At 38.5% G+C, this 19,861-nt stretch carries 17 protein-coding genes and 1 pseudogene; 10 read left to right on the forward strand and 8 right to left on the reverse strand.

Features of this window, described 5'->3' with window-relative positions; genetic code table 11:
• Positions 1–88: 88 nt before the first annotated feature.
• The 5 genes from OO7_RS17235 to OO7_RS15730 form a co-directional block, all read right to left on the reverse strand.
• Positions 89–982 (reverse strand): glycosyltransferase family protein, encoded by an 894-nt coding sequence (locus OO7_RS17235; protein ID WP_236620660.1) that lies wholly within the window; start codon positions 980–982, stop codon positions 89–91.
• Positions 928–1,731 (reverse strand): phospholipid carrier-dependent glycosyltransferase, encoded by an 804-nt coding sequence (locus OO7_RS17240; protein ID WP_236620661.1) that lies wholly within the window; start codon positions 1,729–1,731, stop codon positions 928–930. Before OO7_RS17240 ends, OO7_RS17235 begins: the two co-directional genes overlap by 55 nt.
• Positions 1,732–2,283: 552 nt before the next feature.
• A complete protein-coding gene (locus OO7_RS15720) occupies positions 2,284–3,558 on the reverse strand; it encodes a bifunctional O-acetylhomoserine aminocarboxypropyltransferase/cysteine synthase (RefSeq protein WP_008916925.1) in 1,275 nt (424 codons plus the stop codon).
• A gap of 395 nt (positions 3,559–3,953) precedes the next feature.
• A complete protein-coding gene (gene dcuC / locus OO7_RS15725) occupies positions 3,954–5,312 on the reverse strand; it encodes an anaerobic C4-dicarboxylate transporter DcuC (RefSeq protein WP_008916926.1) in 1,359 nt (452 codons plus the stop codon).
• A gap of 337 nt (positions 5,313–5,649) precedes the next feature.
• Positions 5,650–6,105, reverse strand: coding sequence for a regulatory protein RecX (locus OO7_RS15730; protein ID WP_008916927.1), 456 nt, complete (start codon positions 6,103–6,105; stop codon positions 5,650–5,652).
• Positions 6,106–6,369: 264 nt separating this feature from the next.
• Here OO7_RS15730 and OO7_RS15735 point away from each other — a divergent pair, with 264 nt between their 5' ends.
• From OO7_RS15735 to OO7_RS15755, 5 genes are all read left to right on the forward strand, one after another.
• The gene (locus OO7_RS15735) at positions 6,370–6,552 is read left to right on the forward strand and encodes a hypothetical protein (protein ID WP_008916928.1); all 183 of its coding nucleotides are present in this window, start codon (positions 6,370–6,372) and stop codon (positions 6,550–6,552) included.
• Positions 6,553–7,170: 618 nt separating this feature from the next.
• Complete coding sequence (locus tag OO7_RS15740; RefSeq protein ID WP_008916929.1) at positions 7,171–7,977, forward strand: protein bax; 807 nt, start codon at positions 7,171–7,173, stop codon at positions 7,975–7,977.
• A 259-nt stretch (positions 7,978–8,236) separates the two neighbouring features.
• Entirely contained in the window at positions 8,237–9,655 is a 1,419-nt protein-coding gene (locus OO7_RS15745; protein WP_008916930.1) for an MBOAT family O-acyltransferase, read from the forward strand.
• Positions 9,642–10,811, forward strand: coding sequence for a DUF459 domain-containing protein (locus tag OO7_RS15750; RefSeq protein ID WP_043892926.1), 1,170 nt, complete (start codon positions 9,642–9,644; stop codon positions 10,809–10,811). Before OO7_RS15745 ends, OO7_RS15750 begins: the two co-directional genes overlap by 14 nt.
• Complete coding sequence (locus OO7_RS15755) at positions 10,783–12,012, forward strand: SGNH/GDSL hydrolase family protein (protein ID WP_008916932.1); 1,230 nt, start codon at positions 10,783–10,785, stop codon at positions 12,010–12,012. Before OO7_RS15750 ends, OO7_RS15755 begins: the two co-directional genes overlap by 29 nt.
• A gap of 48 nt (positions 12,013–12,060) precedes the next feature.
• Here the strand turns inward: OO7_RS15755 and gntU are convergent, their stop codons facing one another.
• The 3 genes from gntU to gntR form a co-directional block, all read right to left on the reverse strand.
• Entirely contained in the window at positions 12,061–13,419 is a 1,359-nt protein-coding gene (gene gntU, locus OO7_RS15760; protein WP_008916933.1) for a gluconate transporter, read from the reverse strand.
• Positions 13,416–13,958: a gluconokinase gene (gene gntK, locus OO7_RS15765; protein WP_008916934.1), complete on the reverse strand. Its 543-nt coding sequence runs from the start codon at positions 13,956–13,958 to the stop codon at positions 13,416–13,418. The genes gntU and gntK overlap by 4 nt, the downstream gene beginning before the upstream one ends.
• Positions 13,959–14,169: 211 nt before the next feature.
• On the reverse strand, positions 14,170–15,165 hold the full coding sequence (gntR, locus tag OO7_RS15770; protein WP_008916935.1) for a gluconate operon transcriptional repressor GntR: 996 nt from the start codon (positions 15,163–15,165) through the stop codon (positions 14,170–14,172).
• Positions 15,166–15,356: 191 nt separating this feature from the next.
• On the opposite strand from gntR, the gene OO7_RS15775 reads away from it, so the two are divergent.
• The 5 genes and pseudogenes from OO7_RS15775 (at position 15,357) to modD (ending at position 19,824) form a co-directional block, all read left to right on the forward strand.
• A complete protein-coding gene (locus OO7_RS15775; protein WP_008916936.1) occupies positions 15,357–16,391 on the forward strand; it encodes an ABC transporter substrate-binding protein in 1,035 nt (344 codons plus the stop codon).
• Positions 16,388–17,392: pseudogene (locus tag OO7_RS15780) on the forward strand (FecCD family ABC transporter permease). The gene OO7_RS15775 and the pseudogene OO7_RS15780 overlap by 4 nt, the downstream one beginning before the upstream one ends.
• A complete protein-coding gene (locus tag OO7_RS15785; RefSeq protein WP_008916938.1) occupies positions 17,389–18,156 on the forward strand; it encodes an ABC transporter ATP-binding protein in 768 nt (255 codons plus the stop codon). Before OO7_RS15780 ends, OO7_RS15785 begins: the two are co-directional and overlap by 4 nt.
• 10 nt (positions 18,157–18,166) lie before the next feature.
• Positions 18,167–18,985, forward strand: a complete 819-nt coding sequence (locus OO7_RS15790) for a class I SAM-dependent methyltransferase (RefSeq protein ID WP_008916939.1) — start codon at positions 18,167–18,169, stop codon at positions 18,983–18,985.
• Complete coding sequence (gene modD, locus OO7_RS15795; protein ID WP_008916940.1) at positions 18,982–19,824, forward strand: ModD protein; 843 nt, start codon at positions 18,982–18,984, stop codon at positions 19,822–19,824. Before OO7_RS15790 ends, modD begins: the two co-directional genes overlap by 4 nt.
• The last annotated feature ends 37 nt before the right edge of the window (positions 19,825–19,861 follow it).

Below are 19,861 nucleotides of genomic sequence, written 5' to 3' on the forward strand. Positions count from 1 at the left end.
AAAAACGGCCAATCAACCTATTATTTATAGGATGTTGGCCATTAAATTTCATTTTAAATCAATTTATTACATTACTCTTTATGAAGAATTACTTCTCACCTTCATACAAAATGAAAACGAGATTGCCTTCTTTAATCACTTGCGGATTTCCGGGTAAAGATGACAATACTGCTTTTTGCGTTCCTTCTACCACAATAGCAACATCTTGATAATTATGATCCGCTAAAAGCGTTGGCAGTTGATCCAAGGAATAAAAACGATTGGCTGCATCTGCATAGCCTAAGCCATATTCAAGTTCGCCCTTTTGATGTAGCATATTAATATCACTACGCTTTAATACCCATGCTAAGGCTGTACCTAATCCCACATTGTTGGTCAATAAATACCTTTTATCCGATAGCTGAGCGCGGTATTTTTCAACTAATTGTTGGGGCGTATTATTGCTCATAATTTTATTGGGGATCACATGACCTACCGTCAGGCTTAATCCCAATGTACAAGCTGCAGCTAATGCCCAGAAACGGCGATTAAATGAAATAATGCCAATCAAAGCCCAAAAAAGAAATGCGCCAGAGGCGAGTAATCTCTTATTATCTTCATCAATCTGGTAAATCGTTAAATTTTGAAAGTGGTTGGATAAAAATATGCCACCCGCTAACAATAAACCAATAATTGTGTTAATTGCTGCGTTCAGACGGATTGCACCCACCTGTTTTTGTTGCAAAATTTTATCTATATATGACGCCATTAAAATAGCAATTGGCGCAATGCACGGCAAAAGATAGGTCAGTAACTTACCTTTCGTGATACTGAAGAAGATAAATGGTACTAAAAACCATAATAAAAAATAGACATGCTGGCCTTTTTGGCGAAAACCATTCATTAATGATGCAAATAAATAGCCCAACCAAGGTAATACTGCCGCAATCAATATTGGAATATAAAACCAGAAAGGTGAGCGATTTTGAGCATTCTCGGCCATAAAGCGTTGAATATGTTCGACCCAAAAAAGTAACGCCAATAATCAGGTTCGCGGCTAGCAACAATCAAACCCCAAGGAAGGCAGATAACAAACATGGTAAACAGTGAGACAAAGGAGAAGCAGAAAACCTCTTTGAATTGTTTATAGTAAATAGAGCTAAAAAAAACAATCAAAGCAGGTAATACCAATACCAAAAAACCTTTTGTCATCACGCCAAGGCCACCTGCAACCCCAAGCAAAATAAAGGCGAGCAATTTTTGTGAGAAATCTTTAGTGGTCATTCCCCACTGAAGGAAAAACATCGCCATCGTGACAAACGCCGTGACGATAGGATCGAGGACATTATAAGTACCAATGGCAAATACCATTAGCATAGAAAGGTAAATCAAAGCTGCATTAAAGGCGACGTTGTGTTTTTTCCATGCCATTTTAGCGCTAAGGTAGATAAATAATGCACTAACTAGTGTACTAAAAACCACACCAAGTCGAACTGAAACATTATTTTCGCCGAAAAGCATTTGGAAAAAAGCGTTTACCCAATACCCAAAAATAGGTTTTTCAAAATAACGGATATCGAGAAGCTCAGGAACGCTCCAGTTATAGCTTAAGATCAATTCGCGGCTTATCTCAGCATACCGAAGCTCATCAGGTTGCCAAAGCAGTCGTCCATTCAGGGGAATAAAATATGTGACTAACACAAAACCGAATAACAAAAACCATTTAAAATAGGCAACCTTACTATTTGCCATAATCATTTTATATCAACCATATTTTAACTATTGCTCAATAAATAGATGCTGAATTGTATCAATTTGATTTATCACGTTAATACAATCATCTCTTGATAATAAATCGCCCTATTATCGTTTCATCAGATAAACCCTTTATAAACAAATAATAAATTCATTCTTTAATAAAGTTATTATCCCCAAAAAATTTCTTATAAATTAAGGCGATATCAAAATGTAAACATAAAATTCCTTGCGACATTAAGACTAACTATCCCAAAAATAGTTCATGTAAAATAAATCACTTAATGAAAAATAGAAAAATCTTACCAATAATTAAGATTCAGAAATAAAAAGATCTTATAACTCCATATAGATAATAAAAAGTTTATTGGTCATAATTTTAGGTAAAATTGTATCATAATCAATAAAATATAATATTATGTTTTTCTATACCAATCGCGAAGAAAATAAGGATACCAGCTGTATAAGGTTAGTCAAATGACAAGTGACATATTAAAATATATCACTTGTCGACTTTCAAATTTGTGGATTTAAAGGGTAATCAGTATGTTACTGAGCAGCAACTAATGCTTGTTCAAGATCAGCCAAAATATCATCAATATGCTCAATACCAATAGACAAACGGATCATATCTCGAGAAACACCTGCTTTTGCCAATTCAGCGTCATTTAGTTGACGATGTGTTGTTGAGGCTGGATGGCAAGCAAGGGATTTTGCATCACCAATATTAACCAGTCGAACAATTAAGTTTAGTGCATCAATAAAACGAGATCCTGCTTCCTGCCCACCTTTGATGCCAAATGACATGATACTTGCAGGTGTTCCCTTCATATACTTTTGCGCCAGCGCATGTTCAGGATGATTCGGTAAACCTGCATACTTAACCCAAGCAACTTGAGGATGATTTTCTAAATAATGGGCCACTTTTAATGCATTTTCAGTATGACGTTCCATACGCAATGCTAAAGTTTCCAAGCCTTGTAATATCAAGAAAGCATTAAATGGTGATAATGCAGCACCTGTGCCTCTTAAAGGCCCTACTCGGCAACGAGCAATAAAGGCTGCGGCACCAAAATGTTCAGTGTAGCTTACGCCATGGTAGGCAATATCAGGCTCAACGAGCAAGGAAAAACGCTCAGCGTGCTCCGCCCAAGGAAATTGACCAGAATCGACAACCATACCGCCAATTGATGTACCATGCCCACCAATATATTTAGTTAATGAGTGGATCACAATATCTGCACCATATTCAAACGGGCGGCATAAATATGGCGTTGCAACGGTATTATCCACAATTAATGGTACACCATGGCGATGTGCAACTTCGGCTAATGCCTCAATATCAACAATAAAACCTGCTGGATTAGTAATAGATTCACAAAATACTGCCTTTGTTTTATCATCAATCAATGCTTCTAATGCTGCTAAATCATCATGTTCAGCAAAACGAGTTTCAATTCCTAAACGTGGTAATGCATGAGCTAAGAGGTTATATGTTCCGCCATAAAGTTTGGCAACGGAAACAATATTATCTCCTACTTGGGCTATTGTTTGGATGGCATAGGTTATCGCCGCCATACCGGATGCAACAGCAAGTCCTGCGACACCACCTTCTAAAGCAGCAACACGTTTTTCTAATACATCATTGGTTGGATTCATGATCCGCGAATAAATATTACCTGCCACTTTTAGATCAAACAGATCTGCACCATGCTGTGTATCGTCGAAAGCATAAGAGGTGGTTTGGTAAATAGGGACAGCGACGGCTTTGGTTGTCGGATCTGCTGTGTAACCGGCATGAATCGATAATGTTTCTAATTTCATTTATTATCCTTATTATGATGATAGCGCTCTATTTTTTATGCCGTATTGTTATATCTCTGCGGCTGGTATGAATAGATATAACCTTAGCGCTTCTCCCAGACAACTACCACCACTTGAAATTATTTCATTTAACATGGTTCAGTCGCTACAAAGTCAATCACCGCATTATCTACCAACACGCGTTTTCTCAATATTCCGTCTTTAATCTGCTATAATCTGCTATTTTTTATAACTAAATAATATATAAATATTGGTATTTATTACCCATATTAAATGACTTATTGATGGTTGATAAAATATCGTTAGGAAGTCAATCGTTGGTAATCGAGATGCGTTCAAAACAGCTGGAAAGTCTTACTTAACAGCTGTCTTGAATAGTCAAAAGAGAGAGATGATTAGAGATATACTGGAACTAAAATTTCTGTTGCAATAATCACCACAACTAGCCCAACTAAGACCGGTACTGAGGTTCGTTTAACAACTTCAAATGGGGAAATTTTCGCCATACCGGAAACGGCAACAACAACACCTGACACCGGCGATAAAGTCCGTCCTAAGTTAGATGCTTGTAACATTGGAATGACCAAATAAGCCGGGTTTACGCCCATTTGTTTCGCAAGGTGTGGAATAAGTTCAACGAACGCATAAAACGGCGCATTCCCAGAACCTGTGGTCATTGCAGCCAACATGGTAATAATGACCAGTGCGACCATCATCACTATTGCACCAGAACCAAATGATTGAGCTAAATCAATCAGGCCTCTGATAAAGCCTATAGTACTTAGCCCTTGAGCAAATATACCTGCGGCAACTAACAGCATAACGACTGTCGCAAAGGCATCCGCCATTCCTCTATAACAAACATCTAAACCTGAATAAACATGCTTAGCACTAAAGCTACGTAGAAATTCAATGACTGCGGCAAGAATAATACAGCCTACAATAATGGTGACAATATGTAATTCTGGTGCCCATTTACCATCAAATACCAACACACCAATAATTGGCGTAAAAGGTAAAATGGCATAGAAACTCGGCGCATGCGTTTTGATTTCATTCACATCCAACATTTCTAATTTCACGTGCTCTTTTCTATCAAGATAACGTTGCCAAAAGAAATGCGCTATAGACATAGCCACAATAGCGGCAATAGAGATAGGCAGGGTGGTTTTAAAAGCAAAATCAATCAGCGGCATTTCGGCGGCTTGAGCAGCTAAAATCACATCACCCGATGTTGGTGCTAAAATAATAGCCGCAGGTGAAGCACAGATAGCAGCCGCTGCACCACGGCTTATCCCAACATTCACCATAACGGGGAATAAGGTTGCCATGAGTAGCACGCCTAATCCTGTCGCAGAAGAGACGGCAAGGGACATCAAACAAGCAACAATATAAGCAGCTACCATCAATAAATAAGGAGAGTTGATCATTTTTAAAGGTTTAGATGCAATTTTTACCACAACATCATTCGCCCCAATGTGAGTCATATAAGAAGCAAACCCACATAACACCATGATCATCATGCCAAGATCGCCACCGCGGCTCATCAGCAAGAATTTAATATATTCTAAAATATCAGTTGTACGCCAACCTGTTGGTTTAACAGATTCGGGTAAGATATTTTTCCCCATCATGACACTGATAATTAAAAGTAAAATACCGCCAGTCAACAGCACCCCAGTTGCCGAATAACCTTTGATAATATAACGCCCGACGCCAATCGCAACAATGACGCCGATTAAGAGTTCGATCATGTATATCTCCTGCCTGTTCCATTTTTTAATATTATTAACGCGTACTCTGCCCAAAACATACGCAAAACTTACTGATGTTGATCATATCTGGGTTAAGAAAATAGCTCTATATTGCCGATAAACGTCATACTTCGATGGATATTATTCTTAATCACACTTAACTCATCATTTAATGATTTAAAGCGTGATATCTATAGGTGAATGCATGACATTATTGGTCAGGTAATATAAAGGCTATTTTATCAATTTCAGAGGTTTTTTTGATAGACAAGACTAAAAAATGATTACGTCAAAAAAAACATCCTATGAACAATGAAATAGGATAAAAAGCGAACAATTAGCGAAACTGCTCAAAAATCATATCACCGGAGAATCCACGGTACTGTAAATAACGAATTTGCTTATTTTTTTCTTTAAAATCAGTCGGAATATCATCACCGAATTTTTTGCTGCGTACTTCCACAGCAAGTTCAAACCAATCTATCTCAAGATTTTCCATCTCGGCATCAATAAGTGAAGATAAGAAACCTTTTTGTCTTAGTTCCTGTTTTATTCTCAGTGGCCCATAGCCCTTACGGATATAGCTTTGTGTTAAAAGCATTAATACGCGATTATCATCTAGAAAATGTTGATCTTGTAGCTTCCCTAATACGAGCTCAATTAATTGCTCATCAATAATTCCAGCATTTTTTTCATACATACGACGTTTCATACGTGCCTGTAACTCTGCCGTGCCATAATCACGTCGAGAAAGCATAAATAAAGCATATTGATAAAGTTCTGATTCATTCATGTAAACTATTCATCACCTAATAACTCATTAAATTAAAAGAAGTTTTATTCATAATATTCTGAACGATACATATTTCATTTATATTAATGAATATGCACCAATTTAAAATCCAGTAAGTACCAAGCACTAATACAAATAATAGTACAAATAAATGTTGAAACTCAAAACCCATTCTCTAGCGTAAATTAGCCACCATTGATACTAGCGATTAAAGGCTCACTCAGGCACAATAACTTTATAACTAAATACAATATAGGTAACAAAATGGCCGATTTAACCAAAGCGCAGAAAGAATATGTTGATGAGCTCGCCATGGAACGTGTTTATGACATGAATAATGACGATGTGTTGATTGATGCTCTCGAAAAGAAAGTGCATGAGATGGAAGATCATTTAAAAGCTTACTTCCATGAACGTGTCCGTTTTCACCAAAACAATCCAAAATAATATTGATTGCATGCCTAACATTAATTCTTAATGGTGGCATGCAATCAATCCTCACATCAAGACGACCTATTACTTATTTAAAAATAGATATGCCATTTTGCGCACATCATCCCTGACTATGAACTCTTTAAAATCGTTCATTTTTACACCAAAGCATTCGGCAACAAGAAAGCATTCATAGCATTAATTCTTATTCAAAAAAATTCAACATATTTTATGGGTAGATTATTTTTCAAGCATCCAATAAACTCTTTTTTGTATAATCATTATTCAACAAAACGAACAATTACGATAATTGTATAAAAACAAGCCAATCGTTTGATTAAAAAACAATCAAAATAACCATGTAATAACTAGATGTATAGTTTGTTTTTTATTCGAATTTGACTTAATCTCAGATTATCACCATCACAATTGATTATATAAATTTATAAATAACATTTGTTATTAAAATTTAATTTAAAAAAATACACTATAAAACAATTAATTACAATCCATCACTTTTATTCATAATAAAACACAGTAATTTAGCTAAATTCAGTCTGATAAAAGTAGCTCCTCAAAAATTATTCTGCTACTATTCGCTCGATTTTTGTTCAGAGAAACTAGGAGAAGCAAATGCCCTCTCGAACGATGAGGACAAAAGCCGTCTTCGTTTTCTTACTATTATTTATATTTTCAGGTTTGAGTTTTGGCTCAACCAGCACCAGTACGACGATAAAGAAAGAGTATTCTCTCAAGGCCGCGCAGGGCTCAAATCAGGCCAAAACGTCCCTGCCTGATTTACGAAAATACCCTTCAGGTGCACCACGTAAGAAAGCGTTTTTAAAAACGGTTGTCCCAGTGATTGAAAAGGTCAATCAAGAAATAATGGCAGAACGTGAGTGGTTACTCTCAGTTCGCGCTAATAAAAAATGGAGTGCTCAAGAATCACGCCGCCTAGCACAAATTTGTCAAAGCTACGGCATGAACTGCGCTAACCCAAAACAAGTTAAGTGGGATAAGTTATTGAGCCGCGTTGATATTATGCCAACACATTTAGTTGCGACCCAAGCTGCAACCGAATCAGGTTGGGGAACATCAAAACTGGCACTGCAAAATGGCAATTTGTTTGGGATGAGATGCGGAAGAGGCTGCCAAATTAAGCAAGGCAAAATTAAAGGCTACTCTGCATATGATTCAGTTGAAGAAACTGTGTCAGCTTACATGAAAAACATGAATACCCATAATGCCTACGAATCACTTCGTTCTTCACGGGCAAAACAGCGTCAATCGAAAGATGAGTTAGATACAACAAAGCTTATCAACGATATGAAAGGATATTCACAATTAGGTTCACATTATAATCGTTATCTACAAGAGATGTACTCGAGCAATGAAAAATTGATTACACAAGCTCAAAAAACAGTATCTACTCGCAGCTAATTTATTATTAATATCACTAGGTAAACCCTCTAAAAAAATCCACTTTTCTATAAAGTGGATTTTTTCTTATTGCATCAAAATTGATTATAAATATGATGTTCATTATTCTTTTTACTATACTCGCTATACTTCAAATTAGCGTGTAACTGGTAATGCACTCTTATCCTAAATTCGTGTTTTTATGGATAAAGCAATATTTACCAAAGTCACTAATTTGAGCTATTTTAATGTATATAATAAATAACAATTTGAGTCTTATATGAATTTCTTCTCATTTGAGTTTCTTGGCTCTTTTTTAATATTTTTCATTATTTATTGGGCTTGCCAACCTAGTGCAAAACTCCAAAATGGATTACTTATCACCGCCAGCTATTTTTTTGTTTATTCATTTAATCCTGATTTCGCCTACATTTTATTCGGCTACACCCTTTTTATTTATTTCCTAACTAATTGGGTTTCGAATTGGTTATCAACAAAATGGGTTTTTACCTTACTTGCCATTGGTATTATTAGTTGCTTTACCGCCTTTAAATATTATTCTTTCTTCCAAGAAACGCTCCAACAAACATTCGATAAATTTGGATTAAGTGTCGGATTGCCAATTATTGAATTGTTGGCACCTCTTGGATTATCTTTCTATGCATTCCATTCTGTCAGTTATACCGTTTCAGTGTGCCGAAAAGAGATCCCTAAAGCCGACTTTTTTGATGTTGCTCTCTACCTGAGTTTCTTTCCAAGTATTGTTGCAGGCCCCATCAATCGTGCAAAAAACTTTATGCCGCAAATCCAAGCGGAAAGCCGAACAATATTAGATTCAAGACGAGCCATCTTGCTCATCTCTTTAGCCCTAGTAAAACTTTTTCTATTTAGTTCTTATTTATCTGAAAATTTTGTCAACCCTGTGTTTGATGCACCAGCGGGCTTCAGTGCCGGAGATATTTTAGTTGCGACTTACGCTTATGCGTGGAATATCTACTTCAACTTTTCAGGTTATACTAACTTAGTCACTGGCATCGCATTATTATTAGGTTTTCGCGTTCCTATTAACTTTAATGCGCCTTATTTAGCGGCAAATTTAAAAGAGTTTTGGGGTCGCTGGCATATCAGCTTATCAACATTTATTCGGGATTATATTTACATTCCACTTGGCGGAAATCGTAAAGGTTTTAGCCGTATGAATCTAAATGTCTTCTTAGCAATGGTTATTTCTGGTTTATGGCATGGTGCTGCCATGACATTTATTGTTTGGGGCGCTATTCATGGGTTAGGCATTGTATTACTGAATTTGAAAAACTACAGTTTAGAAAAGTTGGGTTGGACAAAGAAAATACTTCCCCCTGCCGTTTCAACTTTACTTGCCCGTATTATGACATTCCACTTTGTCTGTTTTGCGTGGATATTTTTCCGTAGCCAAACTTTTGATGATGCACTCACCATGATATCGCTAATTGCAGCCCCTGGTTTTATGGCTTCTATTTCAGCGAGCTTAGGATTATTAATTGCATTTTGGGTATTATTGTTGAGCTATCCCTATTTTGTTCAGTCATATCATTATATTGCTAAGAAATATCAAGATATTGCTTGGTATTATTACCCTATTCCACTTGCCATCATTTTAACTATTATGTTTATGCTTTCACCTTCGGGAATGCCGGGATTTATTTATGCTAACTTCTGAGTTGAAAAAAAATCTCATCAAAGCCGGGCAAGTGCTATTTATTGTTTTTGTCGCAGGTCTACTATTAATCTGGCTAAACCAAAGTTCATTAGAGCGCTTTTGGCAGCAAAAATATCATCGCGATACGCCGTGGTCGGCCATGTCAGGTAATCCCATCTGGGATTATGGCGCTTATTTAAATGACGGAGTTCAAGCAGCAGGTAGCTCTTTTCTCTATCATGCCTCTGGGCAACAAGCATTAGAAGCCAAGCAAAATGAGGCTCTAGCTCAAAATAATAATGAAAAACAGAGTTTTCCTGAAGGTTATCAAGTTGGATTACATTTTATAAATGGCTATATTTACCCGGCAAAATCGCTTTCTATCACCTTTCCTGAGCGCCTTAAACGTCAGCCATCTCAAGGTTTACTTAAAAATGTAACTTTACTTCCCGAAAAAATGTCATCTTCAGCACCAATTATTCCTAAGGAGATCGCTCAGTTGAAAAAAGGGGAAGAAGTCTTGTTTGCTGGCGACTCAATGATGCAGGGCGTCGCACCACATGTAAAAAACATGCTATTAAAAAAATATAATATCAATAGCATTAATCTTAGCAAACAAAGTACTGGCTTAGCCTATCCCCGCTTTTTTAATTGGCCAAAAACGATAGCGAATACCTTGGATAATAACCCAAATATTAAAGTACTAGTTGTATTCCTAGGGCCAAATGATCCATGGGATATGCCAGGCGATAGCGGCTATAAATATGTTAAATTCAAAAGCGGATCGTGGGAACAGATGTATCGTTCACGCATTAATGATATATTAACCGTTGCTCGACAACACAATGTCGATGTTATTTGGGTCGGTCCACCTAACATGCGTAAAGCAACTCTATCAGATGGTATGCAGTTCTTAAGAGGACTTTACCAATCCGAAGTTGAAAATAATGGTGAAATCTATTTTTCAGTCAATGATGTCTTTAAGTACAAAGACAACACCTATTCTGATTATTTCGGTGATGATAGCAGCAAAATTAAGCTAAGAAGTGGTGATGGGATCCATTTCAGCCCCAAAGGACAATTGGCGATTGCTGAAAAAGTATTTTCATTAATCCATTTTGAAGAAGCACAAGAAGAAAAGGTCTCTCATGACACCGAAAAAGTCGCGTCGAATTAAACCTAGAATTGCTATAGCAAGCATGGTGGCATTGCTATCTCTTAGCCTATTATCTTGCCAACACGGTGCGGACAAGAAAACGAGCTCGCAAAAAAAAGATACTTTTCCACAAGTCAGTATTCAGGGGCAACTCACCAACAATGGTGAACCTAATCTTAGCCGACTAGCCAGTAAGCTAAAACAAAGCGATCAACAAGTCCATATTGTTCAGATTGGTGATTCCCATACTGCTGCTGACTTTTTCAGTGGGCATTTACGGGACTTATTCCAAAAGGAATATGGCAATGCCGGAGCTGGGTTTGTTCCTGCTATTTCTGTACCGGGACAACGTACCGCAACCATTAATCGCAAAAGTGATAAAAAACAGTGGGAACTGTTTAGCAGCCGTAAAGATGAGCGATTTGATTACCCGTTAGGTGGAATAATTGCACAACCAATGACGACTTCAAGTTCAGTGGAGTTGCTGCCTTTACAAACTGCAAATGACACCTATCAGCTACAAGCGCTCTACCAAGCTTCGAGTAATAGCAGCCAGCTCAGCGTTTCTCCTTCATCATCAGCAATCACTTTGCCAGCAACCGGAAACTCTTGGTTTTTTTCTTCACCCGTAACAACCCAGCTTCCTGCTAATATTTTCATCAATAGCAGTAATAATCTCAAAATTGGTGGCTGGTTATTGCGCTCAAATAAACCCGGTGTAATGTTGTCAGCAATCGGCATTAATGGTGCGACCATTAATATGCTTGATAAATGGCAAGCCCAGTGGAGTGAAACGCTAGCGCAAATGTCGCCTGATATGGTGATATTGGCTTATGGCACTAATGAAGCGTTTAACGATAATCTTGATTTAGATGCGTATCAGCAAAACTTGCGCCAGAAGATCCGCCTGCTTCGCCAACAAATGCCAGAAAGTGTTATTTTGCTAGTTGGCCCAAATGATTCAATTAAATTTAAAAATGCAGCTAGTTGCCAAGCTCAAATGCCAGTGCATTTATCAAATGTCATTCAAATTCAAAAAACGGTAGCAGCACAAGAGCATGCGCTATTTTGGGATTGGCAAGCCTTTATGGGCGGTCCATGTTCCATTCGTTCTTGGGCAGTACAAGATCTCGCTCGCCCAGATAATGTACATTTATCCGCAGACGGCTATAAGAAAAGTGCCCAAGGCCTTTATAATCAGCTGAATCAACTTATTCATTAATCTAAAAAAATGGCGAGAAAGTCCTCGCCATTTTTTTTCTTGATAACCTTATAAAAACATAAAGAAAACCATACCAACAATAGCCCCTGTTGTTCCCAGAATAGTTTCCATCACGGTCCAAGTTTTCAAGGTCTGTGCTTCTGTGGCACCTGTAAATTTACCGTATAGCCAAAAACCGGAATCATTAACATGGCTAAGAATGATTGAACCACCAGAAATACATGTCGCTAAAGCAGCTAACTGCGCTCCGTTGTAACCTAATTCACCAATAACCGGAAGCACCAACCCAACTGTTGTTAAACAGGCTACCGTTGCAGAGCCCTGAATGACCCTCACAGCACCTGCTAGCACAAAACATGCTACCGCAATAGGTAAACCAGCACCAATAAGAGCATCTCCGAGAGCAGGCCCTACACCTGAATCTACAAGGATTTGTTTAAATACCCCACCCGCACCTGTCACTAATAAGATAATCCCAGCAGGTTGGATCGCCGCTGAGCACACCTCCATCACTTTTTCTTTGCTCATGCCATAGCGAAAGCCAAGACCATAAATAGCAACTAAACAAGCAATTAATAATGCTGTAAATGGGTGACCAATAAATTCTAACCAATGTTCAAGCGTTGAAGCAGGCTCGACAAAATGGGTTCCAATCGTCTTTAAACCAACCAGCACTAATGGGAATAAAACTAAGCACAAGCTAAATCCAAAACTTGGCATTTTACCCTGTTCTTTAGCAGGTGGCTGATAATCATTTGGGATATCAATAGTAACGTGCTTACTAATAAAACTACCAAATAATGGCCCTGCTAAAATCATACCTGGAATTGCTGCACATAGGCCAATCAAGATCATCCAACCATAATCAGCTCCCATCTGTGAGGCGACTAGCATTGGAGTAGGACCAGGTAATAGGAATGCCGCTGCTGCTGCAACACCAGCAAACAGAGGAATAGCCATTCGAACAACATTGTGCCCAGTACGATTAGCAACAGCAAATACAACACCAATTAACAGAACAACGGCAACATCAAAAAATAGGGGAAGAGCACAAATTAGCCCTGCAATCCCAACGGCATAGTGAGCTCGTTTTTCACCAAACAAATTTAACAACTTGCTAGCGACTTGGTCTAATGCACCCGTTTCATGTAAGATCTTGCCAAACATCGCCCCTAAAGCCACCACAATGGCTAAAAAGCCCAGTGTTCCAGCCATACCTTTTTGCATTGTCTCGGTAATATCTTGAATTGGCATGCCAGAGAAAAGCCCTGCACCAATTGATACAATCATTAAGGCAATAAACGCATGTAAACGGGCATACATGACAAGAAATAACAGCAGCACCACAGAACCTACAGCGGTAAGAACCAATGTTAGTGTGCTGAGTGTTTCAACCGTTGTATTCATGAATTCTCCCCAGAGACAATTCGCTCAATAGTCAGACACGTATTTTCTATCACTTCATCAAGGGATGGACGAATATCAACCACTAACACATCGGGTTCTGCTGATGTTGGTTCCTGTAGTGTTTGAAATTGTGACAGTAACATTTCAGGTTTAAAGAAGTGACCTTTCCGTGCTTTAAGGCGAGTTTCAATAAGTTCTGCATCACCTTTTAAGTAGATGAAATAGAGGTTTTTATTACCTTCTCTTAATTTATCTCGGTAACTTTTCTTCAATGCAGAACAAACGACGAGTGAAATAGAATTCGTTCTTTGCATGGCAAAAATTGCATCATTAAGTGCAGATAACCAAGGTTGGCGATCTTCATCATTGAGCGCTTGGCCAGAAGCCATTTTAGTTATATTAGCTCTAGGATGAAGAAAGTCCCCATCTAAGAAAGCGGCATTGATTTTTTGTGCGACACCATTGGCGACCACAGATTTACCGCTACCCGATACCCCCATGAGAACAAATGTATAATTTTGTGTTTGGGTATCACTCATAGGAAACTCCTCAGTGTGTAAAATAGATAAAAATCAGTAGGGTTATTCATTAATTAGTTTAAATTTAGCAGTATTCATCGTTAACGTAATGTTACCGGTAACTGTTACCAGTAACATTATCAGCAGCGATTGACTTTTTAGCAATTGACTTTAGGAAGGAAAAAACGGAACTGTGATGCCTATCTCACTTAATAATGCATCACATACAAGGTTAAATACTTTCTCCGAGAAGTAGATCAAAACCTACATCGAATGATGTTTGTGATAATTTGTTACCCGTCATTTTGGCTAATAAAACTTCTGCAGCTTTACGCCCCATTAATTCTCTTGGGGTAAGCACACTCGCTAATTTAGGTGTCATCACTTGGCCAACATCATGCCCATGGAAACCTGCAATAGCTAACTCTTCTGGAATTTTTATACCCAGTCGCTGACATTCAAAGATCACACCAATAGCAAGGTCATCATTCGTGCAAAATAGCCCATCTGTTTCAGGGTATTTTTGCTTACATTCATGTAATAACTTCGCCCCTAGTGAATAAGATGAACTCATTGGCGTCATGATATTTTTAGGCTCTAAGCCCGCGTCGTACATAGCTTGTTCATAACCTTGTAAACGAATAATCGTTCGTTCATCCTGTCGAGCCCCCAAATAAACGACATGTCGGCAACCTCGCGCAATCATAACCGCTGTCATTTGGCGAGAAGCTTCAAAATTATCAATCCCTACAGCAATATCTAAACATGGCGAAACACTATCCATAAGTTCCACAACGGGGATGCCAGCTGTTTTTAACATTTTTAAAGTACGCTCAGTGTGTGTACGCTCTGCCAAAATCACACCATCAATATTGTACGAAAGTAAAAATGTGAGTCGTTCTTCTTCTTTCTTAGGCAAATAACCATAGTGCGCCAACATTGTTTGATAACCGTGGCGATCGGCAACCGTTTCAATTCCCCGGATCACCTCCGCAAAAACTTGGTTTGTTAACGATGGTAACAAAACACCAATTGAATGACTTGTCGCATTGGATAACAGATCTGGCGCTTTATTCGGTATATACCCCAATGTTTCAACAGCTTGAGCTATTTTACTGCGTAATGGTGCAGAAACTTGTTCAGGATCGCGCAAAAAGCGGCTAACTGTCATCTTAGTCACGCCGACTTGGTCGGCGACATCCTGTAGTGAAGGTCTTTTTTTCTTCATATATCCCGCATCGCTAGCATGGAGTTGATTAGCAATCTATGTTCAGTGATTTATCAAGGGATAGCAATATTGCTTACTGATTTACATCACAGAATAATTGAATTTGTCTCTTTTCTGTTTGACTCTGTACTCTGACTCCGTTAACTTCCGCGCTGTATACAAATAAACATAACGAAATAAGTATTAATATTATGGGAATCAATCGAAGATACTTCCTTAAATCTTGTGCTGCACTCGCCGCGCTTTACTATTTACCTGCCTATAGTAAAACCGAGCTGCCCGTTGAAGAAGCGCTTTTTGGAACTTTACCTGCACCTGTAGATATTTGTAGAGTCATCAGTTCTGGTCCGCCAGCTGATTTGCTCTTATTTGCTATAGCACCTGAAAAAATGGTGGGATTTTCTGCCATTAATTTACAAAAAGGTCATTCAGAGCTATTTGCTAAAGAATGGCGTGATTTGCCTATTTACGGTAGATTAGCTGGTCGTGGTAGCACACTTTCCTTAGAAAAATTACTCGATTATTCTCCGCAATTAATTATAGATACCGGCAATATTGATGAGACATATCGTTCTCAAGCCGAAAAAGTGGCTAATCAAACAGGTATTCCTTATTTATTGCTTGTGGGTAATTTACAAGATTCACCGCAACAATTGCATCAACTCGGAAAAGTGCTTAGTGTCGATCAACAAGCACAAATGCTTAGTGAGGTTGCTAATCGCTACTTACAAGATGCTAGGCAATTCGCTAAAAGCAAAAATGAGCAACCGAGTTTTTACTTAGCAAGAGGCGCCAAAGGCTTAGAAACAGGGACTCAAGGCTCTATTCATACTGAAGCAATAGAAACTCTTGGTTTTCGTAATGTTGCGAATATACCCGGGTTTAAAGGGCTAACCACAGTTTCCATGGAACAATTGTATGAATGGAACCCTGATATCATTATTACCCAATATGAAGAAGCAACTGAACTGATTAAACAATCAGCCTTATGGCAAGGCCTGACTGCCGTTTCATCCCATAAATTACTCACCTTTACAGGAATGCCTTTTGGTTGGTTAGATGGCCCTCCGGGTATTAACCGTTTATTGGGAATGCGCAGGCTACAAAGCCATTTTGATCCGCAAGTTGCTAAAACTATTCGTGATGATATTAAGCAGTTCTTTGATCTGTTTTATCACTCTTCATTGACTGACACTCAACTTGATATGCTAATGGATAAGTCATGAGTCGCACCCTAAAGCTACTATTGCTTATTATGATTTTTATCATCAGTTTTGGCATAGCTTTATAAAGTGGTAAGTACTCACTTACAATAAGCCAACTCTTCCAACTATTTGCCTCAGAATTTAGTCATCAAACTGTTATTGATGATCCCCGGAATGCCACTGTATTTTGGCAGATTCGTTTTCCTCGCACACTGGCGGCTATTTTAATTGGTGGTGGATTAGCCATTGCAGGTGCGGCTTATCAAGGCATGTTTCGTAATCCTTTGGTTTCCCCTGATATCTTGGGCGTTTCCGCTGGAGCGGGTGTGGGTGCTGTCATTGGTATCTTTTTTAGCCAATCTCTAATTTATATCCAGATAGCGGCATTTATTGGTGGATTACTTGCTGTTAGCTTGGTCTGTTTAATTGCTCGTATGGCTCGCCAACACGACCCCATATTATCATTAGTGCTCGTTGGTGTGGCGATTAGTGCATTGTGTGGCTCTGCAATCTCCTTAATGAAGATATTAGCGGATCCTTATACTCAGCTTCCATCAATCACCTTTTGGCTCCTTGGCGGCCTGTCATCCATCACACAAAGCGATCTGTTATCTGCATTACCCATTATGTTACTTGGTATCATTCCATTGTTATTATTGCGCTGGAGAATGAATTTACTCAGTTTATCTGATGAAGAAGCCAGAAGTCTTGGTATCAATGTGACTGTAATCCGTGCCATCTTTATTGTGTCTGCAACATTAATTACAGCAAGTGCGGTATCCATTGCCGGCATCATTGGTTGGATAGGTTTAATTGTCCCACATATTACCAGAATGATAGTGGGTGCTAACTTTCGCTATCAGCTACCAGCATCAATGGCAATTGGTGCAATCATGTTACTAATTACAGATACTCTTGCAAGAACCATTGCCTCAATTGAGCTTCCTTTAGGTATATTAACCTCTGCGGTTGGTGCGCCTTTCTTTTTAGCTATCTTGCTACAAACACGGAGAGCTAAATGAGCCTAATTAGCGTCAAAGATGTCGCAATTGGTTACCATCATCAACCTATCATTGAACATATTAATCTTGAATTACAACAAGGTCTGATGACGTGCCTCTTAGGGGCTAATGGCTGTGGTAAAACAACCTTAATGAAAACATTGTTAGGATTACTTCCTACCATTCATGGTGAAATTCGACTCAAAAATAAACCCATAACGGCCTATAAAGCTGTCGAAATTGCAAAAATTATTGCTTATGTTCCCCAAGCCCATGATACGCCGTTTACATTTACTGTCATTGATATGGTAATGATGGGGTTGACTCCGCATATTTCGTTATTTTCTGCGCCCGGCGCTAAAGAGCGGGCTTTAGGGCAACAGCAACTTGAACGATTAGGCATCGAACATCTTCAATATCGATTATATAGCACGCTAAGTGGTGGGGAAAAACAGCTAGTATTAATTGCACGTGCGTTAGTACAAAATCCATTAATGCTAATTATGGATGAACCCGCCGCCAGCCTTGATTTTGGTAATCAAATCAGATTATTAAACCAAATAGAACAGCTTAAAAAGCAAGGTATTACGGTATTAATGTCAACCCATCATCCACAACATGCAGCGATCATAGCTGATAACGTGATCTTACTTGATAAAAAGCATGGCGCAAGACAAGGTAGCACATCAAGTATGTTAACACTTACTAACTTAGCAGAGCTTTACTCTATTGATGAGCAAAGTATCGCTGCACATGTTCAATTCTCTTCTCATTTTACTTGCTAGGGGCAGATTTATGCTTATTCACCAATTAGATTTTGCCAAGATGTACCAAGAACATATGCGACAAGCACAACGTACACGTAAAGAACCTGAACATTGGGATAAAAGAGCACAACAAATGGCTAAAAATTGCGCTAATCCTAATGATCCATATCTCATCCGGTTTCGTCAGTTAATGGATTTTACGGGTGCGAAAACATTGTTAGATGTTGGCTGTGGGCCTGGTTCAATTGCATTAAGTCTCGCAAATCAATTTCAATCCGTTATCGGTATTGATTACAGCATTGGCATGTTGCATGCCGCTAAAGAACGCGCGAATGATTTGAATATCCATAATGTGGAATTTGAACAAATAGCTTGGGAAGATAGTTGGGAAAACTTGCCGAAAGTCGATATCTCAGTCGCTTCTCGCTCAACGTTAGTTGATGATTTACAAGCAGCTTTACTGAAATTAAACCGACAAACTCGCCTGCGTGTTTATACCACTCATACCTTAAATCCAACATTTATTGATGAAAACATCATTAATGCAATTGGCCGTGAAGTGATCCGTCTACCAACATATATTTATGCTGTGAATATTCTCCATCAAATGGGGATCAGAGCTAAGGTCAATTTTATTAAAAGCCCAAATATAGGCGGTTTTGATAGCTTCGATGCTTTTGTTGATAGCGTGAATTGGTCTTTAAAAGATCTCACACAAGATGAAACGGATAAATTACGTGCCTATTATGATAAACGCGTTGCATTAGGGCAGACAATTCCTTATCCATCAAGAGATTGGGCAATGGTTTCATGGGATGTTGTCGATGAAGCGGATTTAACAATATGATTTATATTTCAGATAATTTTATCGACCAACTTCTGTTAGATGATATTCAATATGGTGATCTCACCACTCGTTCACTTGGGCTTCAACGCCAACAAGGTGTCATGACATTTACGTCAAAAAAGGGTGGCTGTGTCAGTGGAATGAATATTGCCATGCGCATGCTAAATAAACTTAGTATTGAGTGCCAAGGTTTTTATCAAGAGGGTGAAATTGTCGAACCAAATAGCTGTTTAATAACCGCCTCAGGTTCTATAGAAGCACTTCATCAAGGTTGGAAAGCCGTTCAAAATGTGCTTGAGTGGTGCGGTGGTGTCAGCCATTATACTTACCAAATGGTAACACAACTTCAGCAATATCAACCTGATGGCCAATTAGCCTGCACGCGAAAATCAATTCCTGCCACAAAACCATTAGCATTGACAGCAATTATTGCTGGAGGCGCAATCATTCATAGAGCAGGTAGCGCAGAAAGTATTTTATTGTTTACTAACCATCGAAATTGCCTTGCTGACCCAAATGATTGGCAGTCCCATATCCAACAATTAAGAACAGCGGCTCCCGAAAAACAGATTATTGTCGAAGCTGATAATATTGAACAAACTTATCTCGCATTAGCCGCGAAAGCCGACATTATTCAACTTGATAAATTTACACCGCAGCAAGTACATCAATTACAGCAAGAAATAGATAAGCACCAATATTCGTGCCGTTTATCTGTTGCGGGTGGAATTAATCTACAAACAATAGCGGAATATGCAAAAACAGGCGTAACTATTTTTGTAACGTCAGCGCCTTACTACGCACCACCTAGAGATATAAAAGTCCATATTTCCACATAATATCGCCAATACGCTAAAACAAATTTGAACCTCATCA

The organism is Providencia sneebia DSM 19967 (assembly GCF_000314895.2).
GTDB lineage: Bacteria > Pseudomonadota > Gammaproteobacteria > Enterobacterales > Enterobacteriaceae > Providencia > Providencia sneebia.